This window comes from Microbulbifer maximicatervae (SeqCode) (genome assembly GCF_052467815.1).
Genome location: NZ_CP174326.1, coordinates 1,829,112 through 1,848,610 on the forward strand (window position 1 = coordinate 1,829,112; position 19,499 = coordinate 1,848,610).

The window sequence follows — 19,499 nt, forward strand, 5'->3', positions numbered from 1 at the left end:
AGTTGAGTGCTGGGGGAGGATTTGCCTGAATGGCCTTAGGGGGAGATGAGAGGAGAAAGAGAACCGGGGGTATTAGCCCCCCCGGTAATGTTGCTGATTAAACAGCAGTGGCGATTCTGTCCACGTAAGGGGCGAGTTCTGGTTTGTTCTCCAGAATCTCCTGCCGGGACAGACCGTCGATCTCGTGGGGGAATACCAACCACTCTTCGGTCTTGTGGATAAAGTAATCCGGCTCGCGCTTGGCCTTGTTGTTCTTCGGCTTGTAGTAAGGGGTCGCGATACGAATCTCCGGCGTGTTCTTCTTACAGGCAGCGCGCAGGTCTTCGATAGTTTGCTCAATGCTCAGGCCAGAGTCGTGCACATCGTCCACGATCAACAGGGAGTCGTGGGACTCCAGGCGTTTGATCAGGTAGTTCAGGCCATGCACGCGCACTTTCTTGTCTCGCTCACCGATACCGAGATAGGAGGAAGTGCGGATAGCAATATGGTCTGCATCCACTCCCATCACATGCAATAGTTCTTGTACGGCGATGCCCACAGGTGCGCCACCGCGCCAAACGCCGACAATATAATTGGGACGGAAGCCGTCCTTATAGATCTGATCAGCGAGAGCATAGGAGTCAATCAGGAGCTGCTGTGCGCTAATAAAGTGCTTTTTCATCAATGTACCCCTCAGAAAAAGGCAAACTTGGCAACAAAGAGTGCCGCTAACACGTACACACTGATACTGACGTCTTTACTGCGCCCGCTCAGCGTTTTAATAACCGCATAGGAAATAAAGCCCAAGGCAATTCCGTGCGCGATAGAGAATGACAGAGGCATCATCACTGCGGCGATAACTGCCGGTGCGGCCTCGGTAATATCATCCCAGTCGATAGATGACATGCCGGAAGTCATCAGGACGCCAACATACAGCAGAGCGCCCGCAGTTGCATAGGCTGGAATCATACCGATAAGGGGGGAGAAGAAGGTCGCCAACAGGAAGAGGCCGGCACAAACTACAGCGGTCAGACCGGTGCGACCACCTGCGGTAATTCCTGCAGTACTCTCTACATAACAGGTAGTAGTGGAGGAACCCAGCACAGAGCCGACGACAGATGCGGAGCTGTCGGCCATCAGGGCCTTGCCCATACCTGGCAACTTGCCATCTTTATCTAGTAGTTTGGCGCGATCAGAAACGCTCAACAGGGTACCTGCGGTATCGAAAAGGTCGACAAACAGGAAGGCAAAGATCACGCTGATCATGCCTACTTCGAAGGCGCCAGCGATATCTAGCTCTAAGTATGTGGGCGCTAGACTGGGAGGTGCGGAAACCAGACCTGTAAACTCTACTTTACCGATTGCCAGGGCGATGACGGTTACCGCAAGGATACCGATCATTACCGAACCCAGCATGCGGCGGTAGGACAGGGCCACAATAATAAAGAAGCCCAGTGCTGCAAGAATCGCCTCAACCGACTTGAGGTCGCCCAGGGTTACCAGAGTCGCAGGGCTGTCCACTACAATACCGGCACTCTTCAGAGCAATGATCGCCAGGAATAAGCCGATACCCGCTGCCAGGGATTGTCGCAGGGAGAGAGGAATACTATCGATTATCCATTCCCGTAGCTTGAAGATACTGAGCAGTAGGAAGATTATCCCCGATATAAACACCGCACCCAGGGCCACTTGCCAGCTGTAGCCCATCTCACCGACGACAACGTAGGCAAAGAAGGCATTGAGGCCCATGCCCGGCGCCAGTGCAATGGGATAATTGGCGTAGAGTCCCATAATCAGGCAGCCAATAGCGGCTGCAAGACAGGTCGCCATAAATACAGCGCCCTTATCCATACCCGCTGCAGCCAGGATATTGGGGTTCACAAAGATGATGTAGGCCATCGTCAGGAATGTGGTAACGCCGGCGATCACTTCGCGGCGTACATTCGTCTGGCGTTCTGAGAGCTTGAACAACTTCTCGAGGAAAGAGGCATTGCCTCCCACCTGGGGAATGTCGGACCCTGCGGTCGCCGATGTTTGGATATCAGTGGGTTTCATATCAGAAGTGGTACTTTACTAACAGGTTAACGTTGCGCTCGTTGGAATCCACACCATGGGTGCCATCTTTGATTCCGAACTTGTCGTTCCAGTGTACGTACTCAATACCCGCGTATAGGGACTTGGGCTCCCCCCAAGAGGCGCCGGCATCCCATTTCAGCTGGGAGGTAAAGTTGGTGCTCGGATGCGCGTCTTCAGAAGCGCTGGTCCAGTCGATAAAACCGTCGTAGACAAAACTGGCATCACCCAGGGTAAAGGGCATCGCCCAAACCAGGGTCAATTGCTCATTGCTGGCTTTGTCATCGTTATCGCGGCGGTAAACATTTGCTTGTACAAAAGAAAAACCGGGTACCGCGAGATCGAAGCCCACTCCCGCCAGATAATTGGTAAAGTGGGGGCCAGTTGTTGCCAAGTGGTCCGGGTCATCCATGTTGCCCAGCTCAACTGCTGTGGCAATCAGTACATCGGTAACCGGCCCGAAAGCCAGTTCACTTCCGCTGAGCTTACCCAAGCTCAGGCGGGGAGAAATCTCACTATACAGCTCATCGGAGCCATCTTCCGAGTCCAGGTAGTCGGCAAAAATAAAGAGGTCACCCCAGCTGTGGCCACTGGCGTGTTCAAAAGTTACTACGGATCTCTCAGAGTCATCCGTGGTCCTGCTGTAGTTGACTTTGTAATCACGGCCGTAAAGAAGGCTCAGGCTGTTGTCACTCCAGGTCATCTCAGCTTGGGCAGCTGCGGACAACAGGCTAGAGGCCAGCAGTAGCAGGGGCTTGGTTGGTTTCATTCTATTACCTCTGTTACAGCGACAGGCGAATTTCGCACTGGCGGCCGATGAGAAAATCGGCAGTTGGTTAAAAAATAGTCGCGGAATGTACCAGAACTTAACCCCTGTTTTCCAGTGTTTTTTCTCGGGATTTACGCTTTTTCCCGGGCTTTTCGAGTAACTCTGCACCAAAAAATCCCGCTTGGGAAAAATAAGATGCTCATTTTTTGGTTAGCGATAGATTGGTGTAGCAAAAAAGTATTGTTTGATTGGTTTGATAGTCGGGAATCCCTAAATTGCAGGGGCTAACTAGGTAAATAGTCCAGAAAGTCGGCATCTGCTCCCCAGTGGTGCTTGAACAGGCAACATGAATACTTTTGGTGCTTTTAGGGGTCGTGATAGCTGTTGTTTAATTTTGATGGTAATGGAAGTCATCCGCTTGGTAGCAGAGCAAGGGTGGTTGAAATGTATCTTCTGAGCGCCCTTCTTATATAGGCAGGCATCGGTCTGAGGTCGATGGTTGGGAAAAGTAAATCGACTTTTAACCAGTATAAAAATTATTTGGCTGTTTGGTTTTTTTGCTAGTTCGTATGAAATTGGCCCTGGAAGGAGTCTGGATGGGATTGCAGTAACGGGGGGCGACTTTAGGGGGGCTCAGGTGATGCCTACCGAGCCCCGTATTATCTGGTGGTGATTGGTTACACTTTCCAGCTTTTGAGACCTGGGGCGAGTATTGTTATCGCCCCAATATGCCTTTTCCGATTCGAGTTTGGAGTCAGGCTACCTGCTGTTCTGTACCTGACTGGTGCGCCAGGTATTCCTCGTAAGTGCCTTGAAAATCGATCAGTGCTTGATCTTTGATTTCAATAACTCGGGTTGCCAGGGATGAGACAAACTGACGATCGTGACTCACAAAAATAAGTGTGCCCTCATATTTCTCCAGTGCCTTGTTCAGGGCTTCGATGGCTTCCATGTCCAAGTGGTTGGTTGGCTCATCCATGATGAGCACATTGGTGTCCATCATCATTAGCTTGCCAAACAGCAGGCGATTTTTCTCGCCGCCAGAGCAGACCTTTGCCTTTTTATTGGCATCATCTGCGGTAAATAATAGTCGGCCCAGAATACCCCGCACGGCCAGATCATCGTGCTTGGGGGTGCGCCATTGGGACATCCACTCAAATATCGTCAGGTCACCATCAAAATCTGCACTGCTGTCTTGCGGACAGTAGCCGATAGCGGCATTTTCTGACCACTTGACGACTCCGCTGTTTGCTTGGATCTCATTGACAAGACAGCGCAGGAAGGTTGTTTTACCAACGCCGTTTTCACCGATAATTGCCAGGCGCGCACCGGCTTCCAGCAGCATTTCGCCACCTTGAAATAGCGTTTCACTGTCAAAACCATGGGTAAGCCCCTCAAGAGTCAGCGCCTGACGGTGCAATTTTTTACACTGGTTAAAGGTAATATAAGGGCTGACCCGACTGGAGGGTTTGATTTCGTCCAGCTTGATTTTTTCCATCTTCTTTGCGCGGGAGCTGGCCTGCTTGGCTTTGGATGCATTGGCAGAAAAGCGGTTCACAAAGCTCTGTAGCTCGTCCAGTTCGGCACTTTTCTTGGCATTCTCTGCGTGAAGTTGTTCTTGTATTAGCGTGGAGGCCGCAACAAAGTCCTCATAATTGCCGGGGAAAACCCGCAATTCACCATAATCTATGTCGGCCATATGGGTGCAGACAGAGTTCAGGAAGTGGCGATCGTGGGAAATGATGACCATGGTGCTTTTGCGTTGATTCAGTACATCTGCCAGCCACTTGATGGTGTGGATGTCCAGGTTATTGGTCGGCTCATCCAACAATAAAATATCTGGGTCGGCAAATAGCGCTTGGGCGAGTAATACACGCAATTTCCAGCCGGGAGCTACCTGTTTCATCAGGCCAAAATGCAGGGATTCGTCGATGCCAGCTTCAAGCAGGATTTCTCCCGCACGGCTCTCTGCACTATAGCCATCCAACTCAGCAAATTGGACTTCAAGCTCGGCTACGCGCATGCCGTCTTCTTCGCTCATTTCCGGTAGCGAGTATATGCGGTCACGTTCCTGTTTAATTTCCCACAGGCGGACATCTCCCATGATGACCGCATCGACGACGGTGTACTCTTCAAATGCAAACTGGTCTTGGCTCAAAGTACCCAAGGTGCATCCAGGCTCAATGGATACGTTGCCGGCCGAGGGCGCCAAGGCACCACTCAGGATCTTCATAAAGGTAGACTTTCCACATCCATTGGCCCCGATAAGGCCATATCGGTTGCCATTGCCGAACTTTACAGAAATGTTTTCAAACAGTGGTTGGGCACCAAACTGCATGGTGATATTCGCGGTGGAGATCAAGAGCGTATTCCTGAGGATTACAAATGGGCTTTGGTAAGCCGGTTTCGCCAAAATAGGAGGCGTGATGTGGGGGCCGCACTATAAGGATTTGGCGCTGAGGTGTCGAGGAGTACGTTCAATAACTAAGCAGTTTCTCTGCGGGTTCGATATTAGAGGTTGAAATATATATGTTAAAGTATGCTTCTAGGCTAGGAGGATATTCCATTTCGGGGTGGGGTGCGATGATATGCATCTGTATACTCCCCAAGTTCGGGTTCTTTAGCTAAAGCTATGGGCCCTAATATTAGGAATATTCCCGGTATAAGTTGCCGGCGCGTAAAGCGGCCACTTTTATTTAAATAATTAACGGGATCACTTGATCTTATTTGTATCCTTTGGGTGGCTCCGACGGCAAAGTAAATGTTAATGCTGTCAGGGGGGGAGGGTTGAAGGGCTAATGACGAGCAGATGTCAGTCAATCAATTTTTGATCTCTATAAGGAGCTAGCAAAGGCTGGAGGCTATATGAAATCGAATTGTTTGCACCTTGCGATTCCGGCAGGGGACCTGGAAACCGCCAAGAAATTCTATTGCGATGTCTTAGGCTGCAAGACCGGCAACAGTGAAGAAGGTCGCTGGGTAGATATCGACTTTTGGGGTAACGAACTCACCCTGCACCAGAGTGAGGAGAAGCTCCCCAATGTTCGCCACAAGGTGGATATGGGAGAAGTGGCTGTTCCTCATTTTGGCATTCACCTGCCGGAAGATGAGTTTCAGGCATTGAAAGGCCGTATCGAAGCTGCCGGGCTGGAATACCTGGACAAGCCCTACCGTCGCTTTGTCGGCAATGAATATGAACAGGAAACTTTCTTTATCGAAGATCCAAATGGCAATGTCCTGGAAATGAAAACGATGGTTAATCCTGAACTGATGTTCAAGTAATCGTCTGGGCCCTGCAGATAATTGAATCTGTGGGGCTGGGTTTCTCCCGCTATTCCCTGTCCTCGCTTATCCTTGTTAAGAATGAGATGCCTTAATCTGGGGTTGAGTTCTGATTGCCTGAATAATACCTCCGATAACTATCAGTAAGCTGCCGGCATAAGTATTCCAGGTTGGGAGTGTGCTATAAACAAACCAATCCAATATGCCGGAGAAAATCAGGCTTGTATATAAATAGGGAGATAGGCTGGCAGGTCTGTTTACCCGACGATAGGCTTTAGTGCGTAAGGATTGATTGCTGATTGTCGCCAGGCTAAAAGCAATAATCACAATCACAAAACTTACCGAGTCCGATAGAGATACAGCGACTTTCGTAAGCTCCCCAAGATTTCCTTCAATCAATAATATGGCAAGCATATAGAGGCTGGATAGGCCGAACATCTTGGTGGTTGAAGATATCGTATTTTGCTTCTTTGAAGAGTGGTGCATTACAAACTGTGAACAAGCTCCAAAGAAGCCCGATAGCAGGCCCACTATCATATAGCTATCAAAGCCAGTAGTTGGCTTCAATATAAAAGCAACGCCGATAAAGCTGATTATACAGGCTGCTAATGTCTTCTTTTTTATCGGATCCTTTTTGGCAAACCGGGTAATAAAAGGGAGAAATAAACCTGACGTTGAAAATAGAAGGGCGGCGACAAGTAGAGAGCCATTGGACAAATAATAAAACAGGCAATACTGAGCGAGACAAGTGAATAACGCCCTTGCACCATCAATCCTGTCTATTCGATGAGTCACAGGGTTTTCATCAAAAACAACGAGGCAAATCCAGGTTAGGAGTAAAAATGGGGCAAAGAAACGAATAAAGACCACCAGGGATAAGGAGCTAAAAGTAGTTAGTTCTTTACCAAATAGCCCGGTTAGCGACATACAGCTGGCCGCCAGAATTGCGGTAATGACACTGAGGGCAAATTCTCTATTGGAAATGCGGGTATTCATGGTTTACTAGCACCCTCACTAGCAATAATCTCATCGACAGTTTTTACACTGGCTATCTTCGTGAGGAAGTTCAGGCTATTCTGTTTATTGTTTTCTGTGTCAGACTCACAGGCATCTGAGGCAATGAATACTGAAAAGTCTCTATCGTGAGCTTCCCTGGCTGTCAGTTCGACTGTATTTTGTGTTGATACCCCACAGAGAATAATCCTTTCTATATTGTTGCTAGCAATAAGTACTGGGAGTTCGGTCCCATAGAAGCCACTGACACGCCTCTTATAAATAGATATATCGCTATCAGTGATATTGAGATCATCAACAAAAGCAGTGCCCCAGCTTTTCTGACGGAGGGCGCCTATATCTTTGATATAGCTGAAGAGGGGGGAGTTAGAGGAAGATTCCCTGTAGTCGGTGGAAAAAGCGACTCTGATATGGCAAATAAGATACTGTCTTGCTCTTCCCCACGTTAGGAGTTTATTAGTGTTCTCAACAACTCTATTCTTATGGACTCTTGGGGCCGCTGCTGATACTTGTCCCTTTGGATGACAAATATCGTTGATAAAATCGAGGGTAATGATTGCAGTCTTCATGACCAGAGCCTATTGAGGCGAGTATTGGCTTAGTTTAGTAATGATTAAGGAAACCTTCGATAACGGATTTTATGATTTATATAGAGCTTACGATTTCTTTTTCATAAATTGCTTTGCCCTTTTTTTTATTGCTGCCACTTCACTCTTCTCAAGCTTATCCAAAAGGCTGAACATCATTGTCATTCTATGATTGCCCTCTAGTATTTTTCTTTTTTCAATTAAGAAATTCCAGTAGAGGCTGTTAAATGGGCAGGCCTTCTCTCCAGTTCGTTGTTTGACGTCATAAATACAGTCGCTGCAATAGTTACTCATTTTGTTGATATAGGAGCCACTACTAATATAGGGCTTTGTTGCAACCAACCCACCATCGGCGAACTGGCTCATTCCCCGGGTGTTAGGCATTTCAACCCACTGAATAGCATCTATGTAAATACCGAGATACCAACTTTCCACCTGGTTAGGGTCAGTTTGTGTTAATAGCGCAAAATTACCGGTAATCATAAGCCTTTGGATATGGTGAGCATAGGCATTTTCCAAGCTATTCCTGATGGTGTTGTGAAGGCAGTTCATGGTCGTCTTTGCATCCCAGAAAAAATCTGGCAAATTATTTTTATTCTTCAACTTATTCTGATGCTCATAACTGGGCATAGACATCCAGTAGACACCGCGCATATATTCTCGCCAGCCCAATATTTGGCGTACAAAACCTTCAATCTGGTTAAGTCCTATTGAAATTTTTCCATCTTCCCAAGATTTTATCGCTGTATCGATAGCCTCTTTTGGAGATATGAGTTTACTATTTAGGGAGAAGCTAATTCGGCTGTGATAAAGAAAGGCTTCATCTGGATCCATTGCGTCCTGAAAATCGCCAAAATGAGCAAGTAGATGTTTACAAAAATGACGAAGTAGTTTTATAGATTCCTCCCTGCTGGTTGGCCATATAAAATTCTCTGGATCAATCTCTCCAATACTCTTAACTCCAGAATTTTTTATACGGGATAAAGTTGAAGTGACATTACTTGTTATTTTTCTCTGCTTGGGTTTGCCCAGCTTTCCATTCCATTTCTTTCTATTGCTTTGGTCGAAATTCCACTTTCCCCCTTCAGGTTTTCCATTGTTCATCAGAATGTCATACTTCTTCCGCATATAGTGGTAGAAGCTCTCCATAAGTAGCGATTTTTTCCCTTGGAAGAAATCTGCCAGCTCTTCTCGAGTGGTTAAAAAGTGCTCAGTGTCGTAGGCTTGAAATTCTATTGATAGCCTCTTTTCTAGTTGTAGCAGCTGCTGATCTAGTCGGTACTCATCGGGAAGTTGGTACTCAAATTTTTCAATTTTGTGTTTTCTAATAATATCTTCGAGATTTTTTGTGAGGTTTTGTTTGTTGTTTTTATCGTCTATTCGATAGTAGATGACATTGCAGCCTCTATTTTTAAGCCACTCTGAGAAAATCTGCATAGCTTCAAAAAAGGCAACGACTTTTTGGATGTGGTGAACAACGTAATCGGTCTCTTGGCGCATTTCAGCCATAAAGTAGATCTTATCCTTTTGGTTACCTCTAAACCAGGAGTGTTTTTGGTTCAATTGATCTCCTAATAGCAAGCGCAGCGTTTTCACATCTCACTTCCTTTATTTAGGTCTTAATATGCCTATAGATAGACCCTTCTATTCACTCCCACATTTTCTACAAAAGTAGAGTCATGGGAGATCAATAAAAATGTTCCGGGGTATTCTACCAGCGCAGTTTCCAGCGCTATACGCGACTCCAGATCCAAGTGATTGTCCGGTTCGTCCAGTAGTAGCAGGTCTGGTGCCTCAGTGCCACGAGTAGCGGCAAGTAAAGCAACCTTTAGTCGCTCCCCTCCACTTAAAGTATTGGTAGAGCGAAGTGCAGAATCACCTCGAATATTCATTGTGGCTAGGGCTGTGCGCCAGAAGTTGGTATCTTTATCAGGGTGCAGGCGGGATAAAGTTTCCAAGGCAGATAGATTTCCATTTAGTTGACTTAGGCTCTGATCCAGATAAAAACAGCTGCCAAAAGTTTTACACAAACCGCTGCGAGGTTTAACTCGACCAGCAATGATCTTTAGTAGCGTTGTCTTTCCGCTACCATTGGCGCCACAAATATGCCAGCGATCGCCACTGTGCATGGTGAGTGATATGGGATCACTCTGAATACCGTAGGGCAGTTTGAGATCCTCAACATACAGACGAATACCACCCGTTAGCCCTGTTTTGCTAAGTTGCATATTGGGGAGCTTATGACTCTTATAGTCCTTTTGGCAACTTTCTAAATCTAGCTTTAACTTATGGTACTGACGATCCAGGTTTCTAGTCAGCTTGCCTAAACTTTGCCCTGCACGATCTTTTTTCGCATCTAGTAGCGATTTACATTGGGAACCTTTTAATTTCTTACCCTGGTTTTTTCTGGTTGTAGTTTTTTCAGCAGAACTTTGCTTAAGTTTGTTTAGGCTTTTTATATTCTTTTTGGTACTTTCAATTTTCTTTTCTACAGACTGTCTCTGTATCTCTTTTTCTTTCTTGTAGTGTGAATAGTTACCACCATATGTGCGTAGTTTTCCTGAAACTAGTTCCACTATCGTGTCAGCTTGTTGGAGTAAGCTTCGATCATGACTGACCATTAGAATTCCGGCAGAATGGTTTCTAATTTTCTGCTGTAACCATTTTCTACCGTCTGAATCTAGGTGATTACTAGGCTCATCCAGTAGCAGGTAGTGTTTTTTATGAGAGAAGGCATTGATTAAAGCCAGTCGGACTCTTTCACCGCCGCTAAGATTGCCGATAGGAGTGTCTAACGTGAGATTTATTCCGGCGCTGTATAAATGCTGTTGCCAAATTGTAGGTAGCTCCCATGAATCTGAGACACGTATCAGATCTTCCTCACTCTGATTGCCAGACTCAATACGTGAAAAACAGTCATAGAGGCCTGTAGGGTCGAATAAATCTACAATTCGCTTGTTGGAATTGCTACTCACTTGATCCACTTTAAGGTAGTCCGTATACCAAGTAATACTTCCCTGTTCAGGCTTTAGTTTCCCAATCAAAGTCTCTAAAAAAGTCGATTTTCCACTGCCATTATTTCCCACTAAGCTAGTAAATCCCGGAGGGAGGTCAAGATGGATCCCCTTAAATAGAGATTTCTCAGGGAAGTTTAAGGAAAGATTTTTTATAGAACAAATGCTCTGCATGTCACCCTCCGGTAGTCGGAATGGGTGGCGCAATACCATGATCTTGAGAGAAAGTTGTAGAGAATGGAGTACGCCACTTGCACGGGAATTGATGGCCTCTTGAGAAGCCGGGTTATCTCCAGTGTGTGCAAGGCTTAATTCATTGGCGTAAATGACTCCAAATAGAAAAGTTGATATGCCGTATCTTAGTAAATGTGGAAAAATACTTCAAGGCCGGTCGGTAAACTTCTACTTGGTACTCTAATCCGTTAAAAGAAGGTGGCATAAAGATCTTTTTGAGATTACATTGCGGTATTTTATTTTTAATGACTTACTTTCGAATGATAAGTATTTAATAACAATGGGAGTTGCTATGGTATTTGAAGGCTTTATGGTGGTTGGTCTATTGATCGTAAGCGCTATGGTTTTTTATTTTATCGAAAAACAGAAAGGCAGCGATTTTTGAGAGAATATCAATTTCATCCTTCGCTTAAACAAAAGGTAAAGAAAACATATCCTCACCTCAGCAACAAACAGCTGGGCATAGTGCTTGATGCTTTAAGAGATTATTTTATTATCTGTCAAACTGCTGGCAGAAAAATGGTTGCTATGCCATCTCAAGTTGTCGATATTGCTTGGCATGAATTTATATTAAGTACACAGTTATATAAGAGTTTCTGTAATAAATCTTTTGGTTATTTTCTACATCATACGCCCAATGAAGTTATGCCAAGTAAGAATACTACTGGTGAGGGGATTAAGAGAGCATGGCGAATAGCTTGTGCTCATGGTGGAATTAACCCATCCAAGCCTAAGTCGCTGCCTCTGATTTTTTCAATTGATAAACAGCTGGAAATTAAAGACGGCTTTCATTATTCACTAAATTGCTGTTCTAGAACTAACCTCTCATCAGATTATTGTGCCAGTCATATTGGTTGTGCCGCGAGTTGTGAGGGCGGTTCATCCGATAGTAGTAACGGTGGATTTTGGAGTAATGACTCTACTTCAGACTCTGGAAGCAGTTGCGGTGGTGGCTGCGGCGGGGGCGGGGATTAGAGGCAGCTATTCGCCGCCTTATCGATCGTATTCAATGTGACTAGTGGGGAACAACTTGAGTTTCACATATTTCCTCGATTTCTTCTGCACTAAAACCGAGCTCACTCAATACGGTATGGTTATGTTCTCCCAGAGATGCTCCCCGGCTGAAAGAAAGTGGCTTCTTGCGATTAAATCTAAAGGGGGTGTTGATCTGTTTGATTCCTCCATCTATTGAGGTGATCATCTCCCTGGATTGGATAAGTTCGCTATCGGCGGCTTCTGTAAAATTGAGTACAGGTTCAATACATGCATCGACGCTCTGAAATACGGCTAACCATTCCTTCTGGGTCTTGCTGGCGATAATCTTGGCGATATCCTCTTTGAGTTTTTCTTGTTGGTCGTCTTGAAGGATTCGATCCATCCACTCTTTATGCCCAATTTTTATGAAAAACTGTTCCGCAAATTGTGGTTCTAAACTGCCTACTGACAAAAAGCGATTGTCCGCCGTTCGGTAGTAATCGTAATAGCTGCCACCATTCAATAGCTCAGACTCAATTTCTGGAGAGCTATTTAAAGCAAGGGCATTAGCTCCACTGATTGCGTTTAAAGCAAAGCTACAGTCTGTCATGCTGATATCGATGTAACTTCCCTCACCAGTTCTCTGGCGATGATATACTGCTGCCAGTATTGACATGACCGCATGATGAGAACCGCCGGCGATATCTGCTATCTGGGTGCCACTCAGGCAAGGGCCATGGCTGCGATTGCCGGAATAACTGGCTAGGCCAGATAGTGCAAGGTAATTGATATCGTGTCCAGCACGCTGTTTTAATGGCCCTGTCTGGCCATATCCAGTGATCGAACAATAGATAATGTCTTCACACTGTTGGCTTAAGTTTTGGTAACCAAGGCCCAGGCGATCCATTACACCTGGGCGAAATTGCTCAATAACGATATCGTATTGCTGAAGTAACCGATGAATTACCTCTTTTGCTTTGGGGCTTTTTAAGTCTATCGCCAATGAGCGCTTGTTGCGGTTAATGGTTGCATGTGCGGCAGATAAGGAAGCAGAGTCATCGACTAGTGGTGGAAATCCCCTCAACAAATCAGGCCGAGAGGGCGACTCAATTCTTAGTACTTCCGCGCCCAGGTCCGCCAATAACATAGTGGCATAGGGACCGGGGAGGAGCGTGGAAAAATCGAGTACCTTAAGCCCTTCCAATGGGGCACAGTGCTTATTCTTTTGCTGTTTCACTTTTTATTTCATTATTTTAATTGAGAACAGAAATTTAAAGCCAGGGCTTTAACTTAGTCGTCGCGTAGAAGTTCACGGGAGATAATCAATTTCATGATTTCATTGGTCCCAGCATAGATTCTTCCTACACGGGCGTCGGCCCAGGATCGGGCGATGGGATATTCCCACATATAACCGTAGCCTCCGTGTAACTGGACACATTCATCCAGAAGTTTGCACTGGAAATCCGTACTCAGTAATTTTGCCTTTGCCGCCGTTGCAACATCGAGCTCCTTTTTATAGTGAAGCTCCAGGCAACGATCGATAAATACTCGAAGGGCAGTTAACTCACTGTCCAACTCTGCCAGCTTGAATTGTGTGTTTTGGAAGGCAGAAATAGGTTTACCAAAAGCCTTGCGATCCCGTACGTAATCAATAGTCCATTGTAGGGCAGCTTCAGCATTGGATATAGCATAAATTGCCACGCTTAAACGCTCTTGAGGCAACTCCTGCATTAAATAAATAAACCCTTGTCCCTCGCCACCGAGAAGGTTTTCCGCAGGAACCCTGACATCATCAAAAAAGAGTTCTGAAGTATCCTGGGCCTTCATTCCTATTTTTTCCAGGTTACTACCTTTCTTGAATCCGGGGCTGTCTGCTTCGACGAGTAACAAGCTGACTCCAGATGCCCCCTCGTGAGGGTCGGTTTTGGCCACGACAATAACCAGATCTGCTTGCTGTCCATTGGTAATAAAAATCTTGGAGCCATTTAGCAGATAGTGATCCCCTTTGCGCACAGCTGTAGTTCTCACGCCTTGTAGATCTGATCCGGCACCAGGTTCGGACATGGCGATAGCGGTAATCATCTCACCACTAATGCATTTGGGAAGGTACTTTTTCTTCTGTTCTTCCGTGCCGTAATTAATAATGTAGGGCACTGCAATATTAGAGTGCAGGCCCCAGCCAATACCGGAAAGTCCCGCCCGGGCTACCTCCTCATCAATAATGGAGTTGTAGCCATAGTCCAACCCCAAGCCACCATACATTTCGTCAACTTGCGGACACAGAAAGCCCATTTCTCCAGCTTTATTCCACAGTTTACGATCTACCTGACCATCTTTTTCCCACTGATGGTGGTAGGGTACAGCTTCATTTTCTAAAAATTTACGTAAAGTTTCTCGAAACTGTTCGTGATCTTCGTTGTAAACAGTTCTTGGTACCATCCTTACACCACCGCATTTTATTGCTGAAAAATTGAACCAGTGTTTTGATAGGCGATGTAAACAGCGAGATTTTAAAAGCCTGTTTACATCGCTCAAACCCCTGGGTTAAGGGTTGTCCGCCAGAGCTTTTCCTGACTCTGCCAGATCCAGCAAAATTGCTGGTGGGGCAAATCGATCTCCATATGCATCAGCCAGTTGCTGGGCGCGTTGGGTAAACGCTTTCAGGCCAAACTGGCTGATGTATTGCAATGCACCACCGGTCCAGGGTGGGAAGCCGATACCGAAGATAGAGCCAATATTGGCATCGCGTACGCTGCGTAGCACATCCTCTTGATAACAGCGAAGTGTCTCCAGAGCCATAATAAACAGCAGCCGTTCCTTCACATCTTCTATCGGCAGTGCCTCTTTGGCGGGAAACTCCTTCTCAAGGCCACTCCATAAGTGCTTTTTCCCGCCCTCAGGGTAAGTATAGAAGCCGCCACCTGCGGCCTTACCAGCGCGACCCACTTCAAGCATTCGGTCGATCACTCCGTCGGCGGGATGCGTGGGGGCGGGTTTACCTTCTTTTTGCAGGTCGTTGATGGTCTGCTGGCGTATCCGGCTCATCAGCGTTAGGGAGACCTCGTCACTAACAGCTAGAGGGCCGACTGGGAAGCCAGCTAAAGCCGCGGCATTTTCAATGGTGGCGGGATTAACCCCTTCGCTGAGCATGCCGATACCTTCATTGGTAAAGCAGCCGAATACCCTTGAGGTGAAGAAGCCACGGCTGTCGTTGACAACGATAGGAGTCTTGCCAATCTGCAATACAAAGGCGAAGGCTTGGGCGAGAGTCTCATCACTGGTTTGCTCTCCACAGATAATTTCCACCAGTGGCATCTTGTCGGCAGGGGAGAAGAAATGTAGGCCGATAAATTGCTGGGGACGGTCGGAAGCTTGAGCGAGCCCAGTGATCGGCAGTGTCGAAGTATTGGAAGCAAATACTGCATTTTTCGGCAGCTGTGCCTCGGCTTCCTGGGTAACTTTACGCTTGAGTTCCCGGTCTTCGAAAACTGCTTCTATCACCAACTCACAATCAGCCAGGTCGGTATTGCTGTCTGTGGGCGTGATACGGGAGAGGATCTGATTGACCTTGTCCTCGGTAATGCGACCCCGCTGTAAGCGTTTTTGCAGGGATTTCTCTGCATATTGTTTGCCGGCTAAGGCACCTTCCATGGATACATCTTTTAATACGACATCAACACCTTTACTGGCACAGGCGTAGGCAATGGCTGAGCCCATCATGCCGGCGCCGAGTATGCCAATTTTTTGCATGGGCGACGTTTTATGATCGCGGGCGGCGGCGGGCAGTGATGCTCCGGCTTTGACCTCATTGAGTGCAAACCAGAAAGTACCAATCATGTTTTTGGCAACCTGCCCGCAAGCGAGGCCTACAAAATGTCGGGATTCAATTCGCGTAGCAGTTTCGAAGTCGACCCGGGACCCTTCGACGACGGTTGCCATTATCGACTCTGGCGCCGGTAGACATCCCTTGGTTTTTTTCTCCAGTATTGCTGGGGCGATCATCAGTAACTGCGCATTTTTAGGGTTCTTTGCGTCCCCTCCCGGCATCCGGTAATCCGGTTGATCCCAGGGTTGAGCAACAGGTTGCTCACTATTCTCTCGAATATAAGAGACAGCCTTCTCTAGTAATTCACTTTCACTGGTAACGAGCTGATGTACCAGACCGGCTTTGAGAGCCTGTTGCGGCCTCACCTGTTTTCCTTCCAGTAAGTAGGGTAGAGACTCCTGGATGCCTAAAAGGCGGGGCATACGTACACAGCCGCCACCACCAGGTAGTAAGCCTAATGTGACTTCAGGCAATCCCAGTTTTATTGCGGTGCTATCGATAACAATGCGCTGATGGCAGCTGAGGGCAATTTCCCAGCCACCGCCCAAAGCTGTGCCATTAATCGCAGCAACGACGGGTTTACCCTGGGTTTCCAGCCAGCGCAGGTTGGCTTTCATTGATTCGCAAGATTCGAAGAAAGGTTTAGCTTCTTCAATTTTTGCCGCATATAAAGACTTAAGGTCGCCTCCGGCAAAAAAGGTATTTTTTGTGGAGCGAACAATAATTCCAGAAAATTCTTGCTGCTTGAGTTGTTGAACCGCTGCGCTCAGCGACTCGGTAAAATCCCGATCCATCACATTGGCTGAGGCATTGGGGTTGTCCATGATCAGGTGGACAATATTGTGATCGTCTTTTTCCAGGCGAATGGATTTCATAGTCTGCCCCCTAAACTCTTTCGATAATGGTTGCTACACCCATACCGCCGCCCACACATAGTGTGACCAGGCCGTAGCGAAGTTGCCGTTGTTCCAGCTCATCCAGTACTGTGCCGATCAGCATTGCACCAGTCGCGCCGAGGGGGTGGCCCATAGCGATTGAGCCGCCGTTAACGTTGAGTTTTTGTGAGTCCACGTCCAACTCGTGTTGGAAACGCATCACCACTGCCGCGAAGGCTTCATTCACCTCAAAGAGGTCAATATCCTGCACCGTCAGGCCTGCGGCCTTCAGGGCTTTGCGAGTGGCGGGCGCGGGGCCTGTGAGCATGATAGTAGGCTCAGTGCCCACTACCGCAGCGGAGACAATACGGGCGCGGGGGCTGAGCCCCAGATCCCGCCCGGCCTGTTCACTGCCGATCAGCAGGGCGGCTGCGCCATCGACGATGCCTGAGGAATTTCCCGCAGTGTGAACATGGTTGATTGATTCGACCTGTGGGTAACGGGATATGGCAATGCTGTCGAAGCACAGGTCACCCATCCCGGCAAAGGACGGCTTGAGTTGTGCCAGGGCCTCTATGGACGCATCTGGGCGCACCAGCTGGTCGTGATCGAGAATGGTCAGGCCATTTTGGTCGCGTACGGGAATCACAGATTTTTCGAAAGCACCGCGCTTCCAGGCGGCTGCCGCCTTGTGCTGAGAGTCCAGCGCAAAGTTATCCACATCCTCGCGGGAAAATCCGCCGAGTGTAGCGATCAAGTCCGCGCCAATGCCTTGGGGTGCAAATCCAGTATCTATTGCTGTGCGTGGGTCCATCGCCCAGGCGCCGCCGTCGCTGCCCATGGGCACCCGCGACATGGACTCTACACCTCCGGCCACTACCAGATGCTCCCACCCGGAGCGAACTTTGGTAGCGGCGAGATTGACCGCTTCGGCACCGGAGGCACAGAAGCGATTCAGGGTTACGCCACCGATATCCCAGTCCCAATTGGCAGCTAAAGCTGCAACTTTTGCGATATCGGCACCCTGATCTCCGATCGGTGTAACACAGCCCATAACGATATCGTCCACTTTGGCAGTGTCGAATCTATTGCGGGTCTGTAATTCTTTCAGGAGATCTGAAAGCAGGGTGATAGGTTTGACTTCGTGAAGGGCACCGCTGGATTTGCCTCTGCCCCGCGGGGTGCGGATAGCATCGTAGATGTAGGCTTCGGTTGGCACGGTTTTAGCCTCTTTTTATTTTATGGTTTCGCTTATTACCATAGTGCGGTGCAGCTTGGGTTCAATGATAAAAATTGCCACGGAAGATGACTCAGCTTCCAGGTACTACCGAAAAATTCCTAGTCAAATATCTTTTTATTTATTCCAAATTAACCTAACCATGTGGAGGTACTGCCGTACACTCAAGTAAGGCGCCTAAATCTATTGAAATTTTGGCACGGTAAATTGGCACTTAAATTATCTTTGCGGCTGGAGGAATTCCATGTCAGGCAGGGTAATGGGTGATTCAGGGCAGCTGAGAAAAATTTGAATGGGTAACACACGGGTGACCCCGGACAAATAAATGTACTTTGATGGTCCCTGAGGTGGTGAGCGAGGTTTGGCTATGGCGGATAATGTTTTGGATATGGCTACCGGCCAATTGGGATCCGGGGGTATTGATGCGCTGACAAAGGCTTTGAATTTGCCAGCAGGGCAAGGTGAAGCTGCACTCTGTTCAGGCGTTGCTTACATACTGGCTGGTATGTTGAACAGGGCCAGTAGTAAAACAGGAATGGGTTATTTATTTAATTTAATTTCTGAAAGTGAAGCGCTGGATTTGTCTAAATTCGCCACCGCTATTTCCTCACCAGAAAAGTTGAAGTCAATTACAGACATCGGTGAGAAAATGCTGGAAAAAATTTTCAGCAGCCGTAAAAAAGAGGTCCTGGAAGTTGCAGCGAATAATTTGGGGAAAGAGGGCGGAGATCTATTGAGTGTATCCGCACCGATAGTTACTTCGTTGATGCAAAGCCAGGCCAAAGCTCAAAAAATGGATGTTTCTGACTTGGCTTCATTCCTGATTGGCCAGCGGGAGCATTTACAGGGGTATATACCGGATAACCTTCTTCAAGCAATCGACGTTCCAGATTTTGGGAAGTTGGGAGACGCTCTGGTTACCCATGGCCACGCCAAACCCCAGGAACCTCGGGCTACAGCAATTCAGGGGCCCGAAGAAAAACGTAAACCGGTTAGTTTCAGTAGCTGGTTTTTTCCTTTGCTGTTGGTACTTGTGGTTCTCTACGCATTGAATATGTGTATGTTGAAAGGGAAAAAGGAAAATTCAGAAAGTAATCCTTCCATGACCTCCCAGGAAGCGAGCTTTATGGAGTCCGCTTCACAGCCGGTAGGGGATTCCCCCCTTGAGAAAGCGGAAGAGGAAGCGCAACTGGGCCCCGATAACTTTTCCAGTAATTTGCGTGATTATCTCAAGAGTTTTTCAGACAATCCCGACCGGGAATTCCCCATGCGGGTGAACTTTGAAAAGGGAACCGCAAAAATCACCAACCCTGCAGCTGAGGATATCGATGCTCTGGCAAAAATCATGCAGGACAACCCCAACTTAACCATTGCTATTGAAGGGCATGTAAAAGGTGAGGGTAATGAAATTGCAGAGCAGGAAATTTCCCAAGAACGTGCGGATGTTGTGAAAGAACTTCTACTGAAGAAGGGGATAGCGGCAAACCGTATCACTGCAACAGGAATGGGCTCAGCTAAGCCTGTTGCGGAAGATATGTCAGAGAAGAGGGACCAAAAAGCCCTCAATGTTGAGCGAGTTAGTATCCGGGTAGTGACAAACTCTCAGGAGTAGCCGGGATACGGGAATCCCTTTA

15 protein-coding genes are annotated in these 19,499 nt (G+C 47.4%); 3 read left to right on the plus strand and 12 right to left on the minus strand.

The window, feature by feature from the left end:
- Nucleotides 1–97: 97 nt before the first annotated feature.
- From ACJJIW_RS08005 to ACJJIW_RS08020, 4 genes are all read right to left on the minus strand, one after another.
- On the minus strand, nucleotides 98–661 hold the full coding sequence (locus ACJJIW_RS08005; protein WP_282930914.1) for a phosphoribosyltransferase: 564 nt from the start codon (nucleotides 659–661) through the stop codon (nucleotides 98–100).
- An 11-nt stretch (nucleotides 662–672) separates the two neighbouring features.
- Complete coding sequence (locus ACJJIW_RS08010) at nucleotides 673–2,034, minus strand: NCS2 family permease (protein ID WP_444892244.1); 1,362 nt, start codon at nucleotides 2,032–2,034, stop codon at nucleotides 673–675.
- A 1-nt stretch (nucleotide 2,035) separates the two neighbouring features.
- Entirely contained in the window at nucleotides 2,036–2,821 is a 786-nt protein-coding gene (locus ACJJIW_RS08015) for an outer membrane protein OmpK (protein WP_444892243.1), read from the minus strand.
- A gap of 754 nt (nucleotides 2,822–3,575) precedes the next feature.
- Nucleotides 3,576–5,183 (minus strand): ABC-F family ATPase, encoded by a 1,608-nt coding sequence (locus ACJJIW_RS08020; RefSeq protein ID WP_282930917.1) that lies wholly within the window; start codon nucleotides 5,181–5,183, stop codon nucleotides 3,576–3,578.
- 503 nt (nucleotides 5,184–5,686) lie between these two features.
- Between ACJJIW_RS08020 and ACJJIW_RS08025 the strand changes: the two genes are divergently transcribed.
- A complete protein-coding gene (locus tag ACJJIW_RS08025) occupies nucleotides 5,687–6,103 on the plus strand; it encodes a VOC family protein (protein ID WP_282930918.1) in 417 nt (138 codons plus the stop codon).
- Between the two features lie 75 nt (nucleotides 6,104–6,178).
- Here ACJJIW_RS08025 and ACJJIW_RS08030 read toward each other — a convergent pair whose 3' ends face one another.
- From ACJJIW_RS08030 to ACJJIW_RS08045, 4 genes are all read right to left on the minus strand, one after another.
- Complete coding sequence (locus tag ACJJIW_RS08030) at nucleotides 6,179–7,099, minus strand: DMT family transporter (protein WP_282930919.1); 921 nt, start codon at nucleotides 7,097–7,099, stop codon at nucleotides 6,179–6,181.
- The gene (locus tag ACJJIW_RS08035; RefSeq protein WP_444937063.1) at nucleotides 7,096–7,686 is read right to left on the minus strand and encodes a cysteine hydrolase family protein; all 591 of its coding nucleotides are present in this window, start codon (nucleotides 7,684–7,686) and stop codon (nucleotides 7,096–7,098) included. Before ACJJIW_RS08035 ends, ACJJIW_RS08030 begins: the two co-directional genes overlap by 4 nt.
- A gap of 87 nt (nucleotides 7,687–7,773) precedes the next feature.
- Nucleotides 7,774–9,300 carry a cryptochrome/photolyase family protein gene (locus ACJJIW_RS08040; RefSeq protein ID WP_444937064.1) on the minus strand — a complete coding sequence of 509 codons (1,527 nt, stop codon included), beginning with the start codon at nucleotides 9,298–9,300 and terminating at the stop codon, nucleotides 7,774–7,776.
- Nucleotides 9,301–9,332: 32 nt separating this feature from the next.
- A complete protein-coding gene (locus ACJJIW_RS08045; protein ID WP_444937065.1) occupies nucleotides 9,333–10,931 on the minus strand; it encodes an ABC-F family ATP-binding cassette domain-containing protein in 1,599 nt (532 codons plus the stop codon).
- 345 nt (nucleotides 10,932–11,276) lie between these two features.
- Between ACJJIW_RS08045 and ACJJIW_RS08050 the strand changes: the two genes are divergently transcribed.
- The gene (locus ACJJIW_RS08050; protein WP_507021874.1) at nucleotides 11,277–11,927 is read left to right on the plus strand and encodes a glycine-rich domain-containing protein; all 651 of its coding nucleotides are present in this window, start codon (nucleotides 11,277–11,279) and stop codon (nucleotides 11,925–11,927) included.
- Nucleotides 11,928–11,967: 40 nt separating this feature from the next.
- Here ACJJIW_RS08050 and ACJJIW_RS08055 read toward each other — a convergent pair whose 3' ends face one another.
- The 4 genes from ACJJIW_RS08055 to ACJJIW_RS08070 form a co-directional block, all read right to left on the minus strand.
- Nucleotides 11,968–13,164, minus strand: coding sequence for a CaiB/BaiF CoA transferase family protein (locus ACJJIW_RS08055; protein WP_282930924.1), 1,197 nt, complete (start codon nucleotides 13,162–13,164; stop codon nucleotides 11,968–11,970).
- A 53-nt stretch (nucleotides 13,165–13,217) separates the two neighbouring features.
- Nucleotides 13,218–14,366, minus strand: coding sequence for an acyl-CoA dehydrogenase family protein (locus ACJJIW_RS08060; protein WP_444892238.1), 1,149 nt, complete (start codon nucleotides 14,364–14,366; stop codon nucleotides 13,218–13,220).
- A gap of 105 nt (nucleotides 14,367–14,471) precedes the next feature.
- On the minus strand, nucleotides 14,472–16,628 hold the full coding sequence (locus ACJJIW_RS08065) for a 3-hydroxyacyl-CoA dehydrogenase NAD-binding domain-containing protein (protein ID WP_444937066.1): 2,157 nt from the start codon (nucleotides 16,626–16,628) through the stop codon (nucleotides 14,472–14,474).
- 10 nt (nucleotides 16,629–16,638) lie between these two features.
- Nucleotides 16,639–17,847, minus strand: coding sequence for an acetyl-CoA C-acetyltransferase (locus ACJJIW_RS08070; RefSeq protein ID WP_282930927.1), 1,209 nt, complete (start codon nucleotides 17,845–17,847; stop codon nucleotides 16,639–16,641).
- 385 nt (nucleotides 17,848–18,232) lie between these two features.
- Here ACJJIW_RS08070 and ACJJIW_RS08075 point away from each other — a divergent pair, with 385 nt between their 5' ends.
- A complete protein-coding gene (locus tag ACJJIW_RS08075) occupies nucleotides 18,233–19,477 on the plus strand; it encodes an OmpA family protein (RefSeq protein WP_444892235.1) in 1,245 nt (414 codons plus the stop codon).
- Nucleotides 19,478–19,499 lie beyond the last annotated feature (22 nt).

Coding starts and splice junctions, on each gene's coding strand:
- ACJJIW_RS08005 (WP_282930914.1), bottom strand. CDS start 661: ATGAAAAAGCACTTTATTAGCGCACAGCAGCTCCTGATTGACTCCTAT.
- ACJJIW_RS08010 (WP_444892244.1), bottom strand. CDS start 2,034: ATGAAACCCACTGATATCCAAACATCGGCGACCGCAGGGTCCGACATT.
- ACJJIW_RS08015 (WP_444892243.1), bottom strand. CDS start 2,821: ATGAAACCAACCAAGCCCCTGCTACTGCTGGCCTCTAGCCTGTTGTCC.
- ACJJIW_RS08025 (WP_282930918.1), top strand. CDS start 5,687: ATGAAATCGAATTGTTTGCACCTTGCGATTCCGGCAGGGGACCTGGAA.
- ACJJIW_RS08030 (WP_282930919.1), bottom strand. CDS start 7,099: ATGAATACCCGCATTTCCAATAGAGAATTTGCCCTCAGTGTCATTACC.
- ACJJIW_RS08035 (WP_444937063.1), bottom strand. CDS start 7,686: ATGAAGACTGCAATCATTACCCTCGATTTTATCAACGATATTTGTCAT.
- ACJJIW_RS08045 (WP_444937065.1), bottom strand. CDS start 10,931: ATGGTATTGCGCCACCCATTCCGACTACCGGAGGGTGACATGCAGAGC.
- ACJJIW_RS08060 (WP_444892238.1), bottom strand. CDS start 14,366: ATGGTACCAAGAACTGTTTACAACGAAGATCACGAACAGTTTCGAGAA.
- ACJJIW_RS08065 (WP_444937066.1), bottom strand. CDS start 16,628: ATGAAATCCATTCGCCTGGAAAAAGACGATCACAATATTGTCCACCTG.
- ACJJIW_RS08075 (WP_444892235.1), top strand. CDS start 18,233: ATGGCGGATAATGTTTTGGATATGGCTACCGGCCAATTGGGATCCGGG.